This is a genomic window from Bradyrhizobium nitroreducens, assembly GCF_002776695.1.
In the GTDB taxonomy this organism is placed as follows: domain Bacteria; phylum Pseudomonadota; class Alphaproteobacteria; order Rhizobiales; family Xanthobacteraceae; genus Bradyrhizobium; species Bradyrhizobium nitroreducens.
The window spans coordinates 3,339,122-3,358,796 of sequence record NZ_LFJC01000003.1 but is presented as its reverse complement, the minus strand read 5'-3'; the positions used below and the strand labels follow the sequence as shown (position 1 = coordinate 3,358,796).

Here is a 19,675-nt window from a genome sequence, read left to right as displayed (position 1 = left end):
TGGGCGGTTAGCGAACTAACCTCTCCTTAGCGAACCAAGCGAACGTTCCCAGCCATCCGCGCTATGTCCGGGCCTGTGAGCTTCGGCGAGCCTTACCTTATCGGCGAGCAAGGCCCGAGCTTTTCGTGCCGGGCATGTCCGGCCGAATCGAGTCGAACGACAAGCTGCGCAGCCTGACCTCTGACGGCGCGGCAGCGGTGGCGCACTCGACGACTTCGGTAACGAATAATGGGGCGGTCGCCTTCAATCCGACTTTCAACGTCGCTGGCGGCGACCCGCGCGAGGTCGCCGGGCAGGTCCAGCGCGAAATGCGACGCTTCCTCGTTGAACTGAAATCGGAGGCAACGCGGATTTTTGAGCGATTGAGCGTGCAGTGTGTGGCGCATGACTGCTAAGGCCCAATCGAGCCATTCTCGCTGTGGGACATTTGAGTCTGACGCGCGATATCCGCTCGACGGCGCTGCATGAGATCGTGCAACTGGCCGACCATCTGACATGCACCCAGAGAACCGCACTCTCTTCATCGAGTACGCCTAAATGACGTCTTTCCGACGAGCTGGATGCTCGTTTGGCTTACCGTTAAGGTAGACCTTTCTTACCGCCGATGACCCAGCCTGATTCCAAGCTTAAGCGCCTTCTGGCGTAGCGAGCCTTCGCTGCGCTTTGTCAGCTTCGCAATTCTTGCGACGGGCGTTCTCGCTCTTGAATGCGCCCTAAGTTCCTTCACGTCGGCCTTGGTGTACTCGCGTCGTGCAACAATCTTCTTCTTTGCTTTCTTTGCCACTTATCGTTCCCTGAATGTGAGGCGGCCTTCCTACCACACGATTTTCCTGTGGCAAGCTTCCCAAATCGGAAAAAGTAGATCCTCCATATCTCGTTCGATCACACCCGGTACGAAGGCGCGACGTTTAACGACCTGCTCATTGTCTACCGAAGCTGCAACCACAGCCGGAGAACTGCTTACTTACGTAAGCCTTTTGTGCGCTCAACGAACTCTCGTAGCTTGTCAGGGGACATGGCGTGCATCTCATCCGTGATATGCCCGGATATTCGAGCAACGCAGTAGGCCAATTGCTCAGTGGCGTTCTTGTTCAGCTCTTCCCACACTGGATCGAGCTTGTGTGCGATGTATCGGTCGAAGTCTTCTTTGGTCCCCATTTGTGCGATCAGAGACTTCCACTCACTCAAGCTGTCCCATATACCCTCGGACGCTCGTTGCTTCAGTTCTTTTAGGCGGTTCCCCACGATGCTTGCTGCGGCGAAGACGCTGAAGATGCTGACACCAATGGCATGAATGAACCACGCGAGGAAGAAGCTCTCCCAAGAGGAGAAGCCGTGCCAGTGATGTTCGACGCCCTGACGCACCCAGGTTACGACCCAACCTGTAAAAACGACCAGGCCGATCGCCTTTGCTTGCCTGTTCCTCCAAATCCGATGCCCCCTGCGCCGGCCGCTGTTAAATCCGTATCGGGTGTCCAAGGCGCAAGCCAAATGATTGCTCGGAGTGGAAAGCTCGCCGTTATCAGGCGAGCTTTTTTGCTTATGAGGGCTCCTTTTTAACGGTAATGAGCGTTTTGCTTTCCGTCAGGATGACGCGACCGGCTTTATATTCGAGGCGAGGCGTTTCGTCGGAAAGCCCAATCTCAGCGAGCTTCTTGCTCGCACGGTTTCGACAGAACCTATCGAGAAGGTTTGCGAGGCCCGGCATCGGCCGCGCTAGCAAACCAAACATCAGACGCGCGAAACTTGCGACGCCGGCAAGCATCAAAATTACGTTCCAGATCCAGTGTCCGGTGAAGTAATTTGTGAAGAAATTAATGCCCCCTGCGGCACCTAGGACCAGCAGGAGACTGAGAAAGCCCAACTCGATCGCCTGAGCAACCCTGTTGACCCCAGTGACCACGCTTTGAAGTTGGCCCTCGCGCAGGCTCAAGGCCTGTGCTTCTCGCATCTGGAGTGAGGCTAATTGGTCGCTCAAGCGAGAGACTTCGGACGAGGCCTTTTCGAGCGAGGCTGCCGCCGCTTGCCGCTCGCTCTCGAGGGATAGCGCTGCGGCTTCCCGTTCACTCGCAAGCTCAGCCTCATGTTTTTCGCGCAATTCTTCTGCCGTCGCTTTCCTCATCACTTCAAGCAACTGCTCGGCATTTTCTGCCGTCACGGCGTTTTCGTTATTGAGGGTCTGGTCGGCAAGTTTCTGCACGCTCCTCGCGTCCTGCAGCAGCAGGTTCAATTGCCCAATTCGCTCCGGAGTGACCATGGCGAGCTGGTGCGCGAGTGCACTGCGCACCTCCGGCCTGACCTGCAGAACGCGATCGCAAGTCGCGATGAGGTGGCCGCGCGGGATCGTTTCGTCAGCACCAAGCCCGGTTCGTAGCCATGCCGTGGTAGCAAGGTCGCGGGCGTGGATGATCGCACCCTCTTGCATCGAATTTATGATCCTGCTCTGGAGAGCATAGGAACGCGCATAACTCACGAACTTTGTATTGCGCGTGACCATCGCAAAACGAGTCTTGAACACGTCGTTATTCTGCTTTCCCTCACGCAACCGCACCGTAAGAGCAAAGCAGGTCGCATCGTGGTCGCGGGCATTGATGTTGTTGCCCCATGTGACCGAGTTGAGGAAGTCGTCATATTGCGTTTGAGTGAAATAGCGATGCGTATGTGGGAATGTGTCCATGCCGATCTGGCGCACGGTAATCCCGATGTTGTCCAGCGCGCGTTCTGGACCGTTGGCGACTGCCATCACGAAGTCGAGCGGCACTTCCTTTTTGATAAGGGCATTATGTGTATACCCGCGACGCTGCTCAGGCGGCAGTGAAAGCATGCTCTTCAAATTGTGCTGCATCTCGATGCAGCTGATCGGAAAGACGATGAAGGTCGCCCCCACCTTCTTCAGCGCAGCCACGACCGTTTCAATATCATCTTTCAGAGCCTTGCCGGAACACCCAAGGAGGTCAAGTGCGATAGGCGCGTCCAGGATGACTGTGAGATCAGTCTTTGTCTCCGTGCTCGTAGGCTTCAAGAAGTCCTCGACGACTTCTGCCAATAGCCCGATAGAGGAGAGTCGCGTGAGATGAGGTACGAACTCCCGCTTGTGCCTCATCAGGTGCTGTACGAAACGCGCGCACATGTAGCGATCGTTCGGATCGAGTGGCGTGCCGCCCTCTTCGAGTTGTGCGATGAGATTGCGAGCTTCGACGGCGGGTTCCAAGTCTCCGAGCTGCGGCGCGAATGCTCCCTCGCCCGCTGTATCCATCATGACCAAAAACCGGATGAGGATGTCTTTCAGCTCTTCGCGGGTTTTCTTGTACGACAGTAGGTCAGTTACCTTGGGGGGAAACTTTTCGAACTCGTCGATGATTTTCTCGAACGCAGACAGGATCGGGGGTGGCGCGGCGTCGCCCTGGGGGTCAATGAAGTTCACGACCCAGACCGCTTCCTGGCCGGACTGCGCCCGACGCTTCAGGATGCCCTTGCGTTCTAGACGAGGGATAAAGGTAGAGGCGATATCACCCGTGAAGCGCCAGTGGTACAGCCTGCGGACGCCCGCAGAAAACACGTACGGATCGAACACCTTGCCGTTCATCAAAGATAAGATCGGCTCGAAGAACGGGATAAGCGCGTCTAGAACGTCGTTTTCATTGCCCTTCAATTCGGTGAGTGCGGCATAGACCCGCAGCGCGCGCCGCGTAACATTGCTCATTACTCGCCTCTCCGGCTAGCTCACGACTCAGGACAACCGCAGGCAGTCTAACGGAACCCGTTCAGGCGTTGATTCTTGTTTGAGAAGGACAAAATGAGAACAATAGCGCAAGGCCAAGAATATTTTTAGCACGCGACAGCGCCCGTCTGGCGATGCCAAATCGGTGCCACGCGATTTCGGTTCGATAAGAAAAGCCCGCTGAAGAAATTAAAAAAGGCCCCGCAGGGCCAATCTCTTACGAGTGGTGGGCGCACCAGGGCTCGAACCTGGGACCCGCTGATTAAGAGTCAGTCGGCGCAAACCCGCAACCGAAAGTAAGGCGCGGGCAATAGGCGGATTTGGTGGGGCTTGGAGTGGGGCTCAGGGGCAGCAATGCAAGCAGATCGCCCAACATAACAGCTTAAAAAAACGAAATTTATCTAACAAAATCAGGCTGGTGGGGGAGGCAGGACTCGAACCTGCGAAGCCATGAGGCGGCTGATTTACAGTCAGCTCCCTTTGCCACTCGGGACACTCCCCCGCTCGACGGCAGCACAATCGGGCCGGACCTTGCCGGCGACCGAAGACGGCCATGGAACGTGAGGCCGCGACAGCCCGGATGGGGGCGCGACCGGGCGCGGTTATGGGCGAAGCGGTGGGGTAAAGTCAACCGAGGCGAACAGCTAAAATCGCCCTCGCAGGGGCCCAAATTGCCATATTCCGGCACCCGTGACACAAGCGAGCCCATGAAGGACAAGAAATTCGCCCCGAGGGGGCCCCGCGGCGGGGCTAAACCCTTCAACAGAACAGGAAAATCGGCCGGCCGGCCGGCCTGGCGCGACCGCGATTCGCACCCCGACGGGCCGGTCATCCTCTATGGCTGGCACACCGTCACCATGGCGCTGGCCAACCCGGCGCGGCAGATCCGCAAGCTGACGCTGACCGAGAATGCAGCCAAGCGCCTTGCGGACGAGAATATCGCAACCCGCGTCACGCCCGAGATCGTTCGCCCCCAGGAGATCGACCGGCTGCTCTCGCCGGACGCCGTGCACCAGGGCCTGCTCGCCGAGGCCGACCCCCTGCCCTCGCCCGACATCGAGGACCTCGCGCAGGAAGGCATGGTGCTGGTGCTCGACCAGATCACGGACCCCCACAATGTCGGGGCGATCCTGCGCTCGTCCGCAGCCTTTGCGGTGAAGGCGATCGTCACCACCGCGCGCCACAGCCCCGAGGCCACCGGCGTGCTCGCCAAGGCCGCCTCCGGCGCGCTGGAGCTGGTGCCGATGGTGACCGTGCAGAACCTTGCGCGCGCTTTGACCACGCTGAACGAGATGGGCTTCCAGACCGTCGGCCTCGACAGCGAAGGCAGCGAGGATCTCTCGGACGTCGCGCTGCGCGAGCCGCTTGCGCTCGTGCTCGGCGCTGAAGGAAAGGGTCTCAGGCAATTGACGCGCGAGACCTGCAGCGTCGTGGCGCGGCTCGACATGCCCGGCGAGATCAAGAGCCTCAACGTGTCGAACGCAGCCGTGCTCTCGCTCTATGTCGGCGCGAGCCGGCTGGGCTTGATGAAGCGGTAATTCAAAAAAGCAAAACGCCCGTCCGCATTGCGCGAACGGGCGTCTTTCAACTCAACCGATCAGACGATCAGTAGTAGCGGCGCAGCACGCGGTGACCGCCGTAATACGGCATCGGCGCGTGGCGGTGGGCGTAGCCATAGCGCGGACCGTAGCCGTAGTGCACGCGCGGCAGATAGCCCACGCGCGGGCCGTAGCCGTAGCGGTACGGACGGTAGTACGGGCGGTGATACGGCGCCACGGCGGCGCGATAGCGGTAGCCGTAATTGGCGGGCGCGACGACCGCGTCTTCACGGTAGGTCGGATACGGCGCGAAGGCGCCCGGGCCGGTGTAGGTTGGGCCCTGGTTGACGTAGTAATACTGCGTGGTCGGCTCGGCGAGACGCTCATAGGCGCCGTAGCCGGCACCATAGCCGTAGCCATAGCCGCCGCAACCGGTGTTGCAGCCGGAATAGACCGGCGCGACCGGCTGGCACGGATTGAAGCCGCACGCCGCGGCGGGTGCCGTGGCGACGAACATCACGGCAGCCGCCGCGACCAGTCCCGAAATCATCTGACGCATTACTTTCTCCTGTTGATTTCCGTTTGTTGGATTTTGACGTTTCTTAACCCGGCGGCTTGCCGGGGACTTGGACATGCGGCCGCGGTCGCGGCGGCCGCGGACGATCGTTGATCTCGGGCGCGTAGATCACCGGCGGCGGATCGACGGGCGGATCCATCTGCGCCGGCAGCGGCGCCGATTGCGCGCCCCAGCTCTGATGGTAGCTCTCGGCCGGCTTCGGCAATTTGCGGTTCGCGGGCGGCTCGACTTCGAGCCGGCCGTAGCCGGGCCGCAGGCCCAGCGTCGGATAGTAATGGCCGACGTCGGCAGGCTGCCGCTCGGCGATATAGCGCCCGCCATAGATCGTGGGCTGCACCTGCTGGTTCTTGCCGAGGCCCCACACGCCTTCGACCACGGCGTAGGACGCATCGATATTGTTGATGATGATCGGCACGCCGGGACGGCCGGGAACGACGATATCGAAGCCGCTGCCGGCAAATGCCGTCGCGGGCAGTCCGATCAGAAAGGCAGCGAGCGCCACAGCACGCATGAGGGAACCCCGGTTATGCGGCCGCAACCTAACCGATCCCTGAGAGAAGAGAGTTAAGGCCGGCTCACCAAATTCCGGTAAGCCTAATGTGTAAGGATTGCGCGCCGCTCAAATGCTGCAAAGCGAATGAGCGAAGCGTTAACGGCGCGTGGCGTGGCCGCGCGGAACCGCATTTGCTCACATCGGTTTGACCGTCACTTCGAGAAAATCCCCCGTTTCCCCGGAACGTCCGGCGCCGCAAGCGTTTAGCTCTCGTCAACAAGATGGGAGCCAACAAACCATGAATATCAAACTTCTTGGCGCGACGGCGATTGCGGCGACCATGCTGGCAGGCTCTGCCATGGCGCAGGCCGTCGTCAACGAACCCGGCCGCTGCTCGGCGCAATTCCCCAACGCCAATTGCCAGAATCTCGGCCCCGGCAATCCCTACACCGATCGCGGATATCGTCACCATCGCGCGTCCTATCGCCAGACCAATTCCTATCGTCAGGCCAATGGCGACTGGAATAACGACTGGAACAGGAGCCGCACCGGCTTCTGGCCGACCGACGTCGCGGCCGGCGTAGCCGGCGCCGCGATCGGCACCGCAGGCGCTATCGCCTCGGCGCCGTTCCGCGCCTGGGATAATTCCTACGCCTATGACAATTCGTGGGACAACCGTGGCTGGGACACCCGCACCTACGCCCAGCGCAACGGCTTCGTCTGTACGCCCGGCACCTGGTTCAAGGGCGAAGACGGCCGCCGGCACATCTGCCAGTAAGGCAATCAACAGCTAGCGCATCGGATCAGGCGGCCCTCGAGGCCGCCTGATCCATGTCCGCAACCATCATCGCGGGTTCTGGCACTTTCCGATCAAGTCTGGTATTGCGGCGCGCACGGGTGGACACCCCGGCCCATGCCGGCCCTGCCCCAGCGTCGCCGGCTTAGCTCAGCGGTAGAGCAGCGGTTTTGTAAACCGAAGGTCGGGGGTTCAATCCCCTCAGCCGGCACCAGTGTTTACAACGACTTAGCGCAAAATGCAGCAAACGCCGCCGATCTTCACATCGCCAAGCGAACAGCAGTCGATGCAAATTCCGCCCGGAATCTTGGGGATGAACATTACGAAGCCCATGAGAGTATCAAAGGCGGCTTTCGCGCGCCGGGCGGGATCGGGCCTCTCGGCACGCCAACAATGATCGGTGCGACGGCCGCCCCGGCGTCCGGGATACCGAGTTCGCGCTTCACTTCGGGCGTGTTGAGAACGCCCACCGCAAATCCAATGCAGCAGGTACCGAGCCCCTTGGCCGTGGCGGCCAACATCAGGTTCTCCGCGGCAAGCCAGCAATCGGCATCCACGAAAGGGCCGCGTGCCCTGCAGCCGATCACAACGAGTGTCCCCGCATCGTAGAAAATGTTGAACGCAGGATCGGATAGAACCGCCAGCGCCCGCGGCTCCTCACGCTGAAAGAACGAGGTCGCCTCCCGCTGCTCCAGCAACAACGCCTTCGCCCGGTCGGAATATCGCCGCAGGCGCTCCTTGTCCTGGATCACCGCAAAGGCCCACGGCTCACGGTGGACCGCCGTCGGCGCCTGTATCGCCGCATCAATCAATTCTTCGATGACGCCTCTTCCGAGCCTTTCCGGTGTGAAGCTGCGGATCGCGCGACGGCCACGGATCGCGCTCATGACATCCAATCCCGTCTCGGTCGACATCAACGCCTCCCATTGAAAGGTGCATGTCACGATAGGCGCGACCCGACACCAGGGATTGAGATGGCGCAAGGCGAGGACGCGGCGACCGACTTGACCCGGAAAGCTGGTTTGATACAGCGCAATAGCTGGATCTGGCCGCCTGATAATCTTTCTTTGATAATCAACGGGGTCTGGTCCAATGAAGCTGCTGAACCGGTTTGCGATCCTGGCGGCCTCGGCTGCCGCGATGACCACTGTCGCAATCGCACAGTCCGACTTTCCGCCGTCCCCGAATGCGAAATATGCGCCGCGTCTGGTTGAAACGATGAATGCCGCGCAGCTTCAGCACCTCAAGCTCTGGTATGCTGGCAAGTCGAAAAACTGGGAGTTGGCCAATTTCGAGCTGCGTCAACTGACGAACAGCCTGGCTGAAGCGGCCATATTCTACCCAGGCATTCCGGTCAGCAACGTCACCACAATGAAAGACCCTCTGCTGTCGGTCGCTGACGCCATCACGGCCGGCGACAGCCGCAAATTTGCTGCTTCTATGCGTGGCCTGACCGAGGGCTGTAACGCCTGCCACACCTCGATGCAGCGCGGCTTCATCGCAATCGGCATACCGACCGAGCACCAGCCCCCCGCCAATCAGATCTTCGCGCCTGTCGGGAAGCACTAGAAGCATTTTCGGTTCTGATTGAATCAGAACCGAAGCTCTAGATTCTTGTTTTGACGCGTTTTCTTCGCGCGAACCGGTGTCCACTTCGCTCGAAAACGCTCTAAAATCTCCCGCTCCGCGCGAACCTCATCGCGATATGATTGCGCTCCACGTCCGAAAGGCGATCCCGCTTGTACGCCACATTGCGGCGCCGGCCCAATGGCGGCGGCCTTCGCAAGAAGCGCAATTTTCGGCCTGCATTTTTAGTTGCTGGCAATCCGGCCATCGATCACCTGGATAATCCGGTCGCAGCGACGCGCCAGATCCATATTGTGGGTGACCAGCAAGAAGCTCGTGCCACTCTCCCGATTGACGCGTCGCATCAAATCGAAGACGGCATCGGCCGACTTGGTGTCGAGATTGCCCGTTGGTTCATCCGCGAGCACGAGATCCGGCCTCATGGCCAATGCTCTGGCGATCGCCACCCGCTGCTGCTGTCCGCCGGACATGTTGTTGGCAAGGTTGCTTCCGAACTTGTCCAGTCCCACCTGAAGCAGCAGATGCTCCGCTCGGGCCTCGATCTCCGCGCTCGGAAAGCCGCGATCCGCCAGCATCGGCATCATGACGTTTTCGCGTGCCGTGAACGCGGAGATGAGCAAGTGATACTGAAACACGAAGCCGATGGTACGACCTCGCAGATGCGTGAGCTCATCGTCCCCGAGCATGGCCGTATCCCTCCCTTTGATCAGGAGACGGCCGGAGGTCGGGCGGTCGAGCAGGCCTATGATATTCAGGAGCGTGCTCTTGCCAGAACCGGAGGGGCCGATGAGAGCCAGAAACTCGCCACGATCGAGCTCGAGATCGATGTCGTGCAACACCTCGACTTCCGTTGGCAGGCCGACATTGTAGGCCTTGCAGACATGCTCGAGCTTGAGGATCCCGTCAGCCACGAATCGCCACCACGGGGTCGAGATTTGCGGCACGCAAAGCCGGCGCGGTCGCGGCCAGCAAGCCGGTAACCGTGGCCAGCATCGCCGTGTAGACGAACAGGCTTCGTTCCAGAATGAGCGGGAAGAATTCGGCACCATCCGCCTGGCGGGCGACAGCATGCCAGTAGATCAGCGCTGCTGCTCCCATCGCGGCGCCGAAGACCGAGCCGATGAAGCCGAGGAGCCCTCCCTGAAGCAGGAACACGCGGAGAATTTGGCCCTTCGACGTGCCCATGGCGCGCAGGATGCCGATTTCCTTCGAGCGCTGGATCACGGAAACGATGAGGACGGCGGCAATGCCGAACGCCACGGAAAGACCGACGAAAATGCGGATCAAGGTGTTCGTGTAGATCTGGGCCTGGACTGCGGTGAAGAACTGCGCATTGGTGGCGATCCAGCTATCGGCTTGGACCGGTGTTGCGGCCTGGATTCGCTGCGCAATGATTTCAGCCGCGTAGATGTCCTTGATCTTCATGTCGATCGTCGTGACCCCGCCGATCATCCCGAGCAGCGACTGGCCCGTGCGCAGCGCGACGAACGCCACGCGCTGATTGACACCCTTGTTGCCGAAATCGACCAGGCCGGAAATCGTCAGCACGCGATTGGCACCGCCGGTGGCCTGCAAGTTCAGCTTGTCGCCGACGGTTGCCCCAAGGTTCTTGGCCAGCTCAATGCCGATGATGACATCTTCGCTGGTCAGCCGCGCCTCCCCCGAAAAGATATAGTTTGGAATCCTGACGATATCGAAATATGTCTCCGGCTCTATCCCCGTCAGCGTCACGGCCCGGCTGGCATCGCCACGCAGCGCCAGAACCGATCCGGTGATCGTCGGCGAGACTGCCGTGACTTCGGGCATCGCAAGCATCTGGCCGCGGATTTTTGGCCATTGGTCGATTGAAATCACCCGCTGGCTCGGCCGCTGTACCGCAGGGTCCTCGATCTCTCCGGCGGACTTCCGCAACGGACGGGCCACCTGATCCGGGGTGAGAAGCTGGATCTGCGGCTGAGAAGTCAGCACGCGCTTGATGAAGTTCGCTTCGAGGCCGGCAAGCATCGCAGACATGAAGACGATCACGCCGACGCCGATCGCAATGCCGCCGATGATGAAAATGGTCTGCAATCTCCCCTCGCGCAGGAAGCGCACGGCCGCGATCCACTCGAATGGAAGCCAGGGGTTCATTGTAGAACGGGGCGCAAGCGCTGGCCGGCGAGAACGCCCGAATTCTGCGGGATCGCGATGTCGCCGGGCTGCAAACCCTCAAGGATCTCAATCTGGCTGCTACCACGCAGACCGAGCTTGACCGGTCGCCTCAGGGCCCGGCCGTTCTTGACTGTCAAGACCCACGGTTGACCGGACAATACGTCATGCACCGAGCGTGCTGGAAGGACCTGCGCATTGTCCTTCGCTGCGACCTCGATGTCGACCGACACAGTCATATCCTGACGCAGATAGTCCGGTGGTTCGGCGACCGTCAGCTTCACCTGGACCGTGGCGCGGGAAATGTCGATGCCCGGATTGATGTAGGTAACGACTGCGGAAAAATGTCGGTCGGGATAGGCGTCAGCCGATGCGAGCGCCGTCTGTCCGAGCGCCAACCTGCCGAGGTTTCGCTCGTCGATCTGGAGCACCAGCTGCAAATCGCCCGAGGGCGCCAGCACCAGCAGCGTCTTTCCCGCCTGCGCCACCGTGCCACGCTCGACGCCGCGTGTGATGAGAACGCCGTCACGCGGGGCCGTAATCGTCGCATAGCCGAGACGGGACTCCGCCGTCTCCAGATTGGCGCGGGCTTGATTGAGCTGGGTCTGGGCCATCACATAATCGCTGCCGCCGGGGCTTGCGGTATAGACCTGGAATTCCGCGGAGCGCTTGACGGCGCGGGCCACATCGAGCGTCTTCTGCGCGTCATCGAGCGCTGCTCGCGTCGCATAGCCGTTGCGCTCGAGTTGCGCAGTCCGATCAAAGGTCTGTTGGGCATTCAAGAGCGTCGCTTCAGCCTGTGCCCTTGCTTCCTTCGCGGAAGGAAGCGTGAGTTCCTCGAGCTGCCTGATCCGAGCTTCGGCCTGCGCCACCGCCCCTTGGGCCTGCACGACCGACGCCCTCAACTCTCGGGCTTCCAGAGAAATCAACGGCTGACCTTTGGCGACCCTTTCACCCTCCCGGACAAGTACGTCCTCGACCGTTCCCGTGATCTGGCTGCCGATCTCGACCCGATAAGGCGTCTCGACGTGCCCGCTCGCGACCACCGTCTCAATCAACCGACCCTGCGCAACCTGGTCGACCACGACGGCAGGTCCGAACAGGACGCGCATGCCCTGCCAGACACCAAGGCCCAACAGGACCACAACGGTCAGGAGGAACCATCTGTGCGCAATGACGACGGACCAGATCGCTGCAGCAGAAAGGTGGCCGCCATGCTGCTGCTTCGACAAGGGTATTGCTTGTTCGACCATGATTATGCCGTGCGGATCCGCGGACAAGTTTAAGAATACCGCGCCTGCCGGCCGCCCCGATTGCGCTAGGTCAACGTCAGCCTCACCGCGGCTGACTGGCTTCACGATATGAAGCGCTCCGCCGCGCTTGACGAGGATCAACCCCAACCGCCGGCGGCCGTACGAGACTACTATCTCGCAATGGAACCGACAGCAGCTTGAGGCAACGAGATGGCGCACAAACAAGTCCTGTTTCATTCCGCGGCCCGTGAAAAAGTCTTGCGCGGCGCCTCCCTGCTCGCCGATGCCGTTCGGGTCACGCTGGGTCCGAAATCGAAATCCGTCTTGATCCAAAAGGCTTGGGGCGCTCCGATCGTCTGCAACGATGGCGTGACCATTGCCAAGGAATTCGATCTCAAGGACGCCGAAGAAAACCTCGGTGCCCAGGTTCTCCGACAGGCGGCCGAGAAGACCGGCGACGTCGTCGGTGACGGCACCAGCACGTCAACCATTCTCGCCCATGCGATCCTTGCGGATGGCGTCCGGAACGTCGTGGCAGGCGCCAGCGCGATCGATCTCAAACGCGGCCTCGATCGCGGGACGCAGGCCGCCGTCGCGGCACTGCACGCGATGGCAAAGCCGGTGAAGACAAGGGCGGAGAAGGTGCAAGTTGCCACGATCTCAGCTCATAATGATTTGTCTATCGGCGAAATGGTCGCCGATGCAATCGAGAAGGTCGGAGGCGATGGCGTGATCTCCGTCGAGGAGTCCAAGACAACCGAGACCCTTCTGGACGTCGTCGAAGGGATGAAGTTCGATCGCGGCTTTCTGTCGCCTTATTTCGTCACGGATGCCGATCGCATGGAATCGACCTTGGAGGATCCTTACGTCCTGCTATGCGACCACAAGATCGGCGCGTTGCGCGATCTGGTCCCGCTGCTCGAGCAGGTTGCCAAGAGCGGCCGTCCGCTTCTCATCATCGCCGAGGACATCGAGGGCGAAGCGCTTGCAACCCTCATCGTCAATCAACTGCGCGGCGTCCTCAAGGCCTGTGCCGTCAAGGCACCCGGCTTCGGCGACCGGCGCAAAGCCATGCTGGAAGATATCGCCATCCTCACAGGCGCCCAGGTCATATCAGAAGAGATCGGTCTGAAACTGGAAAACGCGACCCTGCAACAGCTCGGCCGCGCGGCTCGGGTGGTCGCCGACAAGGAGAATACCACATTGATCGGCAGCGGCGGGGACCGAACCAGGATCGACGCCCGGCTCGCTCAGATCCGTGTCGAATTGGAGAAGACGACCAGCGATTACGACCGCGAAAAGCTGGAAGAGCGCATTGCCAAGCTGTCTGGCGGCGTTGCCGTGATCCGGGTCGGAGCGCCGACCGAGGCCGAGATGAAGGCGAAGAAGGAGGCTTTGGACGATGCCATCAGTTCGACCAAGGCCGCGGTTGCGGAGGGAATCGTCCCCGGAGGCGGTCTCGCTTTGCTTCGGACTGTCGCTGCGGTGGCCAGGGAAGAGACCGCGTGTGAGGGCGACGAACGAACCGGCGTACAGATCTTGAAACGTGCGCTCGAAGCACCTGCACGACAGATCGCCGAAAATTCCGCGACGGATGGCGGCGTCGTCGTTGCGCGGATGCTGGAAAGCCAGGGAAATTTCGGCTTCGATGCCGCCCGAAAGGTCTATGTCGACCTCGTCGAGGCCGGCATTGTCGACCCCGTGAAGGTGGTACGGACCGCGCTCGAGAACGCAGTGTCTGTCGCCAGCGTACTGCTGCTGACGGAAGCGACGATGACGGAAATTCCGGAAACGAAGCCCGAGCGAATGCCTGAGCGGGATATCGCTATGTAGCGCTGTCACCTCCCCGCGACTTGATTTGGAGCGTTTGAACCCACCCCTGGCTCAAGACCGGGCCTGACGATGGTTCCTCAGAGCGGGTCAAGATGCCTTATCGATCGAACGACGATCTTCCTCCGCCAGTGCGACATCACTTGCCGTCGCATGCCATGGACATCTACCGGGAAGCTTTCAATCACTCGTTCGCCGCCCACGCCGGCGATATTCGCCAGGAAGAGATAGCGCACCGGACAGCTTGGGCTGCAGTGAAGCGCCTGTACGTCAAGGCTGCTGACAAATGGGTACGGAAATAGCGTCGGAGCCGACATAACGTCTGGCTCTCTGACAGATTCAACTTCGGCACAGGTGTCCGGCTCGAGTTGCTTAGCAAGTTACCTCGAGCGCACTTGGAAATCCCCTCGCTCACAATTGTGCGACGAGTACCAAGAAATGCTCGCCATTCAATACGGGCTTGAGCGATGTCAAATCTCCCTTCCATACCCTTGGCTACCCTCCTGCGCGACCGAGATGGTCAAGCCTCGAAGGAGAGATGATCATGGCAACCGAGACGAAGCTTCCTGTCACGAAATCCACGACCACGCCCGCTCCCGCCGGTGAGCCTTGGCGGCCATTCCAGGCGTTGAAGAATGAAATCGACCAGATCTTCGACGATTTTGGCAATGGTTTCTGGAATCGGCCGTTCCAATCGCTCGCTCGGCTCGAACGCGATTTTTCAAAGTCGATTGCAGCGCCGGCCGTTGACGTCGTCGAAGGCGACAAAGCCTACGAGATCACCGCAGAGCTTCCTGGCCTCGACGAGAAGAACATCGACGTCAAGCTCATCAATGGCGGCCTGACGATCAAGGGCGAGAAGCGCGAGGAGACCGAAGAGACGAAGAAGGACTACTACGTCTCCGAGCGCCGCTATGGCTCTTTCGAGCGGTACTTCACCCTGCCGGACGGCGTCAACGCCGACAAGATCGAAGCGACCTTCAAGAACGGCGTGCTCAAGGTCGTCTTGCCAAAGACCGAGGAAGCCCAGAAGCCGGCCAAGACCATCAATGTGAAGGCCGCCTGATGACCTCACCGGCACGAGGCGGCTGTAACCGCCGCCTCGCGCCGATGCAGGCGCCTTATCGCATCCTCAACCTTCCGAGAACAGTCAAATGCATGCCATTCATGTCATGACGAGAGACGTCGTCGCCGTCACGCCGCACACGACAATCGAGGATGCCGCGAAGATCATGCTGCGGATGCACATCAGCGGCCTGCCGGTCATCGACGATGCCGGCAATCTCGTCGGCGTCGTCTCGGAAAGCGATTTCATCCGCCGCAGCGAGATCGGAACCGGGCGTCACCACGCGGCCTGGTTGACATTCTTCATGGGGCCCACGCGATCGGCCGCGGAGTTCATTCACGAGCGCGGCCGAAAAGTCGAGGACGTCATGACCCGGAAGGTCATCACGGTCCAGGAGGAGACGTCCCTGGCGGATATCGTCGCACTGATGGAAAAGCACGACATCAAGCGAGTTCCCGTGATGCGCGGCAAGGGTGTGGTCGGAATCGTGACGAGAAGCAATCTCCTGCAAGCCATGGCGAGCCTTGCTCACGAAATTCCGGATCCGACCGCCGACGACGATCACATCCGCGAACGCATCACAAGGGCTGTCGAGGCCACCGACTGGCGTCCCATCGGGTTCAAGGTGACCTGCCGTCAAGGCGTCGTCCATCTGTACGGTCTCATCACGACGGATGAGGCTCGACGGGCGGCCACGGTCGCGGCCGAAAACACCAACGGAGTTAAGGAAGTTCACGACCACCTCAGCTTCGTTGACACGTATTCCGGGTACTCCGTGGAATCGCCGGAAGACCTGAAAGCCGCGGGCTGAATTCGCGCGGATCGGCAGCCATCATGCCGCGAGCACGAGCAAGCGGGAAGATCGCTTGCAGACTCGAAAACCGTCAAACTCTGTCTTGAGGGTTTTTGCCAACGTTTGAGGGCAGCGATCCATTCCCGAGGTCTGTAAGGGCGTTCGTCGCGTCAGGAGATATCCTCCCCGCGCTCTTGCTGCGCGGCCATAAGAAGCCTGCGGACTGCTTCGACCCGGCACCGCAAAGGCAAAGCCGCTCCTTCTTGCGACGACTACGCCGATCATCCTTCCATGCAAGTTCATTAATGCGCCTCCGAGCCCGGCTCGCACCAGTACGGTGGCCTCCAGCGTACGGCCGTCGAGGAGCAGCGCCTTCACGACGGTCGCGTCTGCGACGAGATGATTTGCGGCCACGATCAGGCCTGCCTTGGCGTCGACAATCACGCCCTTGCCACTCTCGAGGCGTAGGGGGATCCGGATAGCACAGCCTCCGGCGATCCGATTGACGCCGGTCCAGCCTAACCATCGCGCGCGAATTGGGTTTGACGATTCTCAAACTCGCCTCACCTCTCATCGATCGTTGAAATGCCGTATCGCGGCGGATCGCCCCCTCAGCCTTAACCTAAGGTTAGTTCCTTAGGTGAAGGGCCCGAATTTCGGCCGCCCGCCTGATGCTCTACAGAGAATTCGCCGGCCCGCAGCTGCTCGATGACTATGGTGCTTGCAATGAACCACTCGATCCATAGCGCCGACAAGGCAACCCACCTCAAGGTGGTGATCTCCGCGTTGCTCACCGGCATTACCATCATGGCGGCAGCACTGACCGTCCGCATGATCCAGCCGGAAACCAATATACCGGTGAAGGCGGCCCGGGCCGTCTACAAGGCCCATCCAGTCTCTGCTGTCACCGAAATGGCCCGTGTTGAGAAGCATCCGATCTAGATGAAGGAGGGGAGGATATCGAAATGACCAATGAAGTGATCAAGGTGCTGATCTTGCTTGCGCTCTACGGCGTGCTCGAAATCACGCTCTTTTCCTCGTCCATCGGCAGATTGGCCAAGCGCACGGTTCAATCCGGACATCGTCACCTGGCAGACGGCAAGAGGCGGGCAAGGGACGAATAGATCGAAAGCTGCCGCGGACGAGCTAGAGCGGCTCGTCGTCCAGCGTAGACGGCTCCGTCTGCAAGGAAACGAAATCGCCCCCGCCGTAGTCGTCCTCCGGATCGGGATGGGCAGGTTGGATACAAAGACGGTCTTCCACCGACCGAACGTTCGGAACGTTCTCGCACGCTACGATGACCGCTCGATGTGCGTTTCCAGCCTTGACGACGCCGCGTAGCGTGACCGTGCCGTTCCTGACGCCGACGTTCAGACCGACCGGTTGCCACGGCATCCCAGCCAACGCGGCGAGAACGGATCGCCGAACCTGCTCGTCGTCCTCCGAATAGCCCGATTTGTTCGCCAGCGGGCCAGCAACTGCCGACACGAAATCAGAACGGGTGATGATGCCGACGATGCGATCGCCACGCATGACCGGAACGTGATTCAGACGTCGTCGCTCCATCAGGTCGGCAACCTCCTCCAGAGGCGCCTGCTCGCTCGTGGTGACTGGCTGGGGGGTCATCACCTGCTCGACCTTGCGTCCGTGTTCCTTCACGAACTCGCCGGCGCTGCGATCGGCTCCAAGCAGGACCGCGAGCAGTCGGTTGCGCTCATGCTCCGTGCCGATTTCGGCGCGTCTGAGAAAATCGCTTTCGCACAAGATACCGACGAGCTTCCCGCTCGAGTCGACGACCGGCAAACCACTGATGTGGTGCGCGAGCATCGACCTGATGGCATCGGCGATCGGCGCTTCGGGCCTTACAGTGACCACCCGTCGGGACATAATCTGTTGCGCGCGCATGTCTTCCGCTCCCGGAAAGGCTCAAGACGTATTTGCCACGTTGAATGAGGTGTTGATCGAGATCAAGAGCGGGAGGGACCATGATGCCATTCTGATTATTATATCGGAAGCCTCGTCCATGCCCTTGCGGATGCTCATGTTGATCGCGATACTGGCGACACTTTCGGCCTCCAGCGCCGGGGCGCCTGCCGATTCGTCCCCTGCGTTGTCCGAACTCATGACCCGACTGCAGCTTCAGCACGCGAAATTGTGGTTTGCCGGCAAGCTGAGCAATTGGAGCCTGGCAAGCTACGAGCTTCGGCAGATCGACGGCAATCTCGAAGCCGCAGGCAGGCTGTTATCCGATCCGTCTCGAGCCATTCGCGCGAGGGAACAGATTCAGGCCGTCGGACAGGCTCTACAATCCAAGGACGTGGCCACGTTCATGAAGTCGTACGCGGCCCTGACCAATGAATGCAACGGCTGCCACAGGAGCAGCGGATACGCTTCGATTGCAATCCAGATACCCTTGACGGTGCCCGTGCCCAATCAACTGTTCGTCGATCAGGTGACGGAGGGACGGGCCCTTGCCCACTCGAATTGCGGAACGTGCCACGTTGTCGCTGATGCGGCAAAGGAGCCGCCGACGCTCCGCCCGCCTGCGCCCGCCTTCCCGGAGATCGTGAGCAGATCGTCGTTCTCCGCTGATGCGCTCCGACTGTTCTTGACATCAAGCCATCGCCGCCTTGGTCCTGATCAAACCATGCCTAATCCGAGGCTTTCGGAGTACCAGATCGAAGCCATTGTCGCCTACCTGGAGACTCTCGGAGCACGCCCTCCTCGCTGAGATGTAATGCCCGTGCTGTACCCCAACGCCAACAAAGCAACGCATCCATATTCAAAACGACGTGGCCCTTGTCCAGCGGAGGGAGCCGCTCTGCCGGATTCGCGCTTTCGGATGACGACTTTGACCTCGTTATCGGCATGACGCAGCTGGACTTAGACTATGGGATCGATACACAAGCTGGAGCGAAAGCATGAACTCCTGTGCCGTTCAGTGGATGCCGACTTCGGCTCATTTCGGACCCCGGCTTGCAGAGGCACTCGGGATCGCCGGCAACGCGATCGATCTACACCGATTTCCCGATGGAGAGATCCGCACGACCGTGGGTCCGACCGCAGCAACCACGATTGTCTGCTGCTCTCTCAATCAGCCCAACGAAAAGCTGATTGCCCTGCTCCTCGCCGCGGAAGCGTTGCGCCGCAATGGCGCCAGCCGGCTCGTACTCGTGGCGCCCTATCTGGGCTACATGCGCCAGGACGCTGCATTCCGTCCAGGCGAAGCCATCAGTCAGCATGCGATCGGGAGTCTTCTGGCGAACAATTTCGATCGGGTGATAACATTCGATGCCCATCTCCATCGCAGGAACAGCCTGGCCCACGTCTTCCCTGGCGCCGAAGCCGACAATCTCTCGGCAGCTCCCGCGATCGAGGCCCTGCTTCGCGCCGAAACAATCTCTCCCGACACGGTCATAGTTGGACCGGATGAAGAGTCGCGCGCCCGGGTGGCCGACATTGCCGGCCATTTCAAGCTTCCCTACGACGTCGCACAAAAGGTGCGTCTAGGTGATCAGAATGTGCAGATCGCGTTTCCGGAGCCGAGGATGCTCTCCGGCCGCCGGGCTCTGTTCATCGATGACATCGTGTCTTCCGGCGGAACGCTCACCGCCTGCGCGCAGGCTCTCATGACGTCAGGCGTTTCTTCCATCGACGTCATCGTCGTCCACGCCCTCTTTCCTCCGCCGCTTGTGGTGGAATTCGGGGGCGTGGGCATCCGCTCCATTCGATCCACCGACAGTGTGCAGCATCCCACGAATGCCATCAGCCTGACTCCTCTTCTCGCCGACGCACTTCGTCAAGAGGTGGCCGGCGTGCCGACGGACAGCAGCCTGGCGTAATCGTTACAGCCGATGCGCATTCGGCCCGCCC

General features: G+C 60.5%; 22 protein-coding genes and 2 tRNA genes. 13 read left to right on the top strand and 11 right to left on the bottom strand.

Annotated elements, in window-relative coordinates; genetic code table 11:
- The first annotated feature begins 134 nt into the window (after window positions 1–134).
- Window positions 135–395: a hypothetical protein gene (locus tag TSA1_RS39695; RefSeq protein WP_174718926.1), complete on the top strand. Its 261-nt coding sequence runs from the start codon at window positions 135–137 to the stop codon at window positions 393–395.
- Window positions 396–960: 565 nt separating this feature from the next.
- On the opposite strand, the gene TSA1_RS16385 is transcribed toward TSA1_RS39695, so the two are convergent.
- The 3 genes from TSA1_RS16385 to TSA1_RS16370 all read right to left on the bottom strand — a co-directional run bounded on the left by TSA1_RS16385 (window position 961) and on the right by TSA1_RS16370 (window position 4,223).
- Window positions 961–1,479: a hypothetical protein gene (locus tag TSA1_RS16385; RefSeq protein WP_100177262.1), complete on the bottom strand. Its 519-nt coding sequence runs from the start codon at window positions 1,477–1,479 to the stop codon at window positions 961–963.
- Between the two features lie 61 nt (window positions 1,480–1,540).
- Window positions 1,541–3,703: a hypothetical protein gene (locus TSA1_RS16380; RefSeq protein ID WP_100177261.1), complete on the bottom strand. Its 2,163-nt coding sequence runs from the start codon at window positions 3,701–3,703 to the stop codon at window positions 1,541–1,543.
- A 434-nt stretch (window positions 3,704–4,137) separates the two neighbouring features.
- Window positions 4,138–4,223 (bottom strand) — tRNA-Tyr (locus tag TSA1_RS16370).
- A 205-nt stretch (window positions 4,224–4,428) separates the two neighbouring features.
- Between TSA1_RS16370 and rlmB the strand changes: the two genes are divergently transcribed.
- Complete coding sequence (gene rlmB / locus TSA1_RS16365) at window positions 4,429–5,259, top strand: 23S rRNA (guanosine(2251)-2'-O)-methyltransferase RlmB (protein WP_174718925.1); 831 nt, start codon at window positions 4,429–4,431, stop codon at window positions 5,257–5,259.
- 67 nt (window positions 5,260–5,326) lie between these two features.
- Here the strand turns inward: rlmB and TSA1_RS16360 are convergent, their stop codons facing one another.
- Both TSA1_RS16360 and TSA1_RS16355 read right to left on the bottom strand, forming a co-directional pair.
- Window positions 5,327–5,818 carry a hypothetical protein gene (locus TSA1_RS16360; protein ID WP_100177259.1) on the bottom strand — a complete coding sequence of 164 codons (492 nt, stop codon included), beginning with the start codon at window positions 5,816–5,818 and terminating at the stop codon, window positions 5,327–5,329.
- Window positions 5,819–5,861: 43 nt separating this feature from the next.
- Window positions 5,862–6,347 (bottom strand): hypothetical protein, encoded by a 486-nt coding sequence (locus TSA1_RS16355; protein ID WP_100177258.1) that lies wholly within the window; start codon window positions 6,345–6,347, stop codon window positions 5,862–5,864.
- Window positions 6,348–6,627: 280 nt separating this feature from the next.
- Here TSA1_RS16355 and TSA1_RS16350 point away from each other — a divergent pair, with 280 nt between their 5' ends.
- Both TSA1_RS16350 and TSA1_RS16345 read left to right on the top strand, forming a co-directional pair.
- Window positions 6,628–7,107 (top strand): hypothetical protein, encoded by a 480-nt coding sequence (locus tag TSA1_RS16350; RefSeq protein ID WP_100177257.1) that lies wholly within the window; start codon window positions 6,628–6,630, stop codon window positions 7,105–7,107.
- Between the two features lie 157 nt (window positions 7,108–7,264).
- A tRNA-Thr gene (locus TSA1_RS16345) sits at window positions 7,265–7,339 on the top strand.
- A gap of 106 nt (window positions 7,340–7,445) precedes the next feature.
- On the opposite strand, the gene TSA1_RS16340 is transcribed toward TSA1_RS16345, so the two are convergent.
- Window positions 7,446–8,039, bottom strand: coding sequence for a nitroreductase family protein (locus tag TSA1_RS16340; protein WP_100177256.1), 594 nt, complete (start codon window positions 8,037–8,039; stop codon window positions 7,446–7,448).
- Between the two features lie 178 nt (window positions 8,040–8,217).
- On the opposite strand from TSA1_RS16340, the gene TSA1_RS16335 reads away from it, so the two are divergent.
- A complete protein-coding gene (locus TSA1_RS16335; protein ID WP_100177255.1) occupies window positions 8,218–8,694 on the top strand; it encodes a hypothetical protein in 477 nt (158 codons plus the stop codon).
- A gap of 242 nt (window positions 8,695–8,936) precedes the next feature.
- Here TSA1_RS16335 and TSA1_RS16330 read toward each other — a convergent pair whose 3' ends face one another.
- Genes TSA1_RS16330 through TSA1_RS16320 form a run of 3 tightly spaced genes read right to left on the bottom strand, consistent with a single transcriptional unit; the run spans window position 8,937 to window position 12,113 of the window.
- Complete coding sequence (locus tag TSA1_RS16330) at window positions 8,937–9,623, bottom strand: ABC transporter ATP-binding protein (protein ID WP_100177254.1); 687 nt, start codon at window positions 9,621–9,623, stop codon at window positions 8,937–8,939.
- Window positions 9,616–10,842, bottom strand: a complete 1,227-nt coding sequence (locus tag TSA1_RS16325; protein WP_100177253.1) for an ABC transporter permease — start codon at window positions 10,840–10,842, stop codon at window positions 9,616–9,618. Before TSA1_RS16325 ends, TSA1_RS16330 begins: the two co-directional genes overlap by 8 nt.
- Window positions 10,839–12,113, bottom strand: a complete 1,275-nt coding sequence (locus tag TSA1_RS16320; protein WP_100181162.1) for an efflux RND transporter periplasmic adaptor subunit — start codon at window positions 12,111–12,113, stop codon at window positions 10,839–10,841. The genes TSA1_RS16325 and TSA1_RS16320 overlap by 4 nt, the downstream gene beginning before the upstream one ends.
- Before the next feature lie 210 nt (window positions 12,114–12,323).
- Here TSA1_RS16320 and groL point away from each other — a divergent pair, with 210 nt between their 5' ends.
- The 4 genes from groL (at window position 12,324) to TSA1_RS16300 (ending at window position 15,820) form a co-directional block, all read left to right on the top strand.
- Window positions 12,324–13,946, top strand: coding sequence for a chaperonin GroEL (groL, locus tag TSA1_RS16315; protein ID WP_100177252.1), 1,623 nt, complete (start codon window positions 12,324–12,326; stop codon window positions 13,944–13,946).
- 92 nt (window positions 13,947–14,038) lie between these two features.
- Window positions 14,039–14,245, top strand: coding sequence for a ChaB family protein (locus TSA1_RS16310; RefSeq protein ID WP_100177251.1), 207 nt, complete (start codon window positions 14,039–14,041; stop codon window positions 14,243–14,245).
- 242 nt (window positions 14,246–14,487) lie between these two features.
- Entirely contained in the window at window positions 14,488–15,009 is a 522-nt protein-coding gene (locus TSA1_RS16305) for an Hsp20/alpha crystallin family protein (RefSeq protein WP_100181161.1), read from the top strand.
- An 88-nt stretch (window positions 15,010–15,097) separates the two neighbouring features.
- A complete protein-coding gene (locus tag TSA1_RS16300; protein WP_100177250.1) occupies window positions 15,098–15,820 on the top strand; it encodes a CBS domain-containing protein in 723 nt (240 codons plus the stop codon).
- A 21-nt stretch (window positions 15,821–15,841) separates the two neighbouring features.
- On the opposite strand, the gene TSA1_RS16295 is transcribed toward TSA1_RS16300, so the two are convergent.
- Window positions 15,842–16,246, bottom strand: a complete 405-nt coding sequence (locus TSA1_RS16295; RefSeq protein ID WP_174718924.1) for a hypothetical protein — start codon at window positions 16,244–16,246, stop codon at window positions 15,842–15,844.
- Between the two features lie 282 nt (window positions 16,247–16,528).
- Here TSA1_RS16295 and TSA1_RS16290 point away from each other — a divergent pair, with 282 nt between their 5' ends.
- Window positions 16,529–16,744 carry a hypothetical protein gene (locus tag TSA1_RS16290; protein ID WP_100181160.1) on the top strand — a complete coding sequence of 72 codons (216 nt, stop codon included), beginning with the start codon at window positions 16,529–16,531 and terminating at the stop codon, window positions 16,742–16,744.
- A 23-nt stretch (window positions 16,745–16,767) separates the two neighbouring features.
- Complete coding sequence (locus TSA1_RS39325; RefSeq protein ID WP_161497236.1) at window positions 16,768–16,926, top strand: hypothetical protein; 159 nt, start codon at window positions 16,768–16,770, stop codon at window positions 16,924–16,926.
- Window positions 16,927–16,948: 22 nt separating this feature from the next.
- On the opposite strand, the gene TSA1_RS16285 is transcribed toward TSA1_RS39325, so the two are convergent.
- Window positions 16,949–17,707, bottom strand: coding sequence for a CBS domain-containing protein (locus TSA1_RS16285; protein ID WP_100177249.1), 759 nt, complete (start codon window positions 17,705–17,707; stop codon window positions 16,949–16,951).
- Between the two features lie 52 nt (window positions 17,708–17,759).
- Here TSA1_RS16285 and TSA1_RS16280 point away from each other — a divergent pair, with 52 nt between their 5' ends.
- A complete protein-coding gene (locus TSA1_RS16280; protein ID WP_245448303.1) occupies window positions 17,760–18,533 on the top strand; it encodes a c-type cytochrome in 774 nt (257 codons plus the stop codon).
- A 190-nt stretch (window positions 18,534–18,723) separates the two neighbouring features.
- Window positions 18,724–19,644, top strand: a complete 921-nt coding sequence (locus tag TSA1_RS16275; protein ID WP_100177248.1) for a ribose-phosphate diphosphokinase — start codon at window positions 18,724–18,726, stop codon at window positions 19,642–19,644.
- Window positions 19,645–19,675 lie beyond the last annotated feature (31 nt).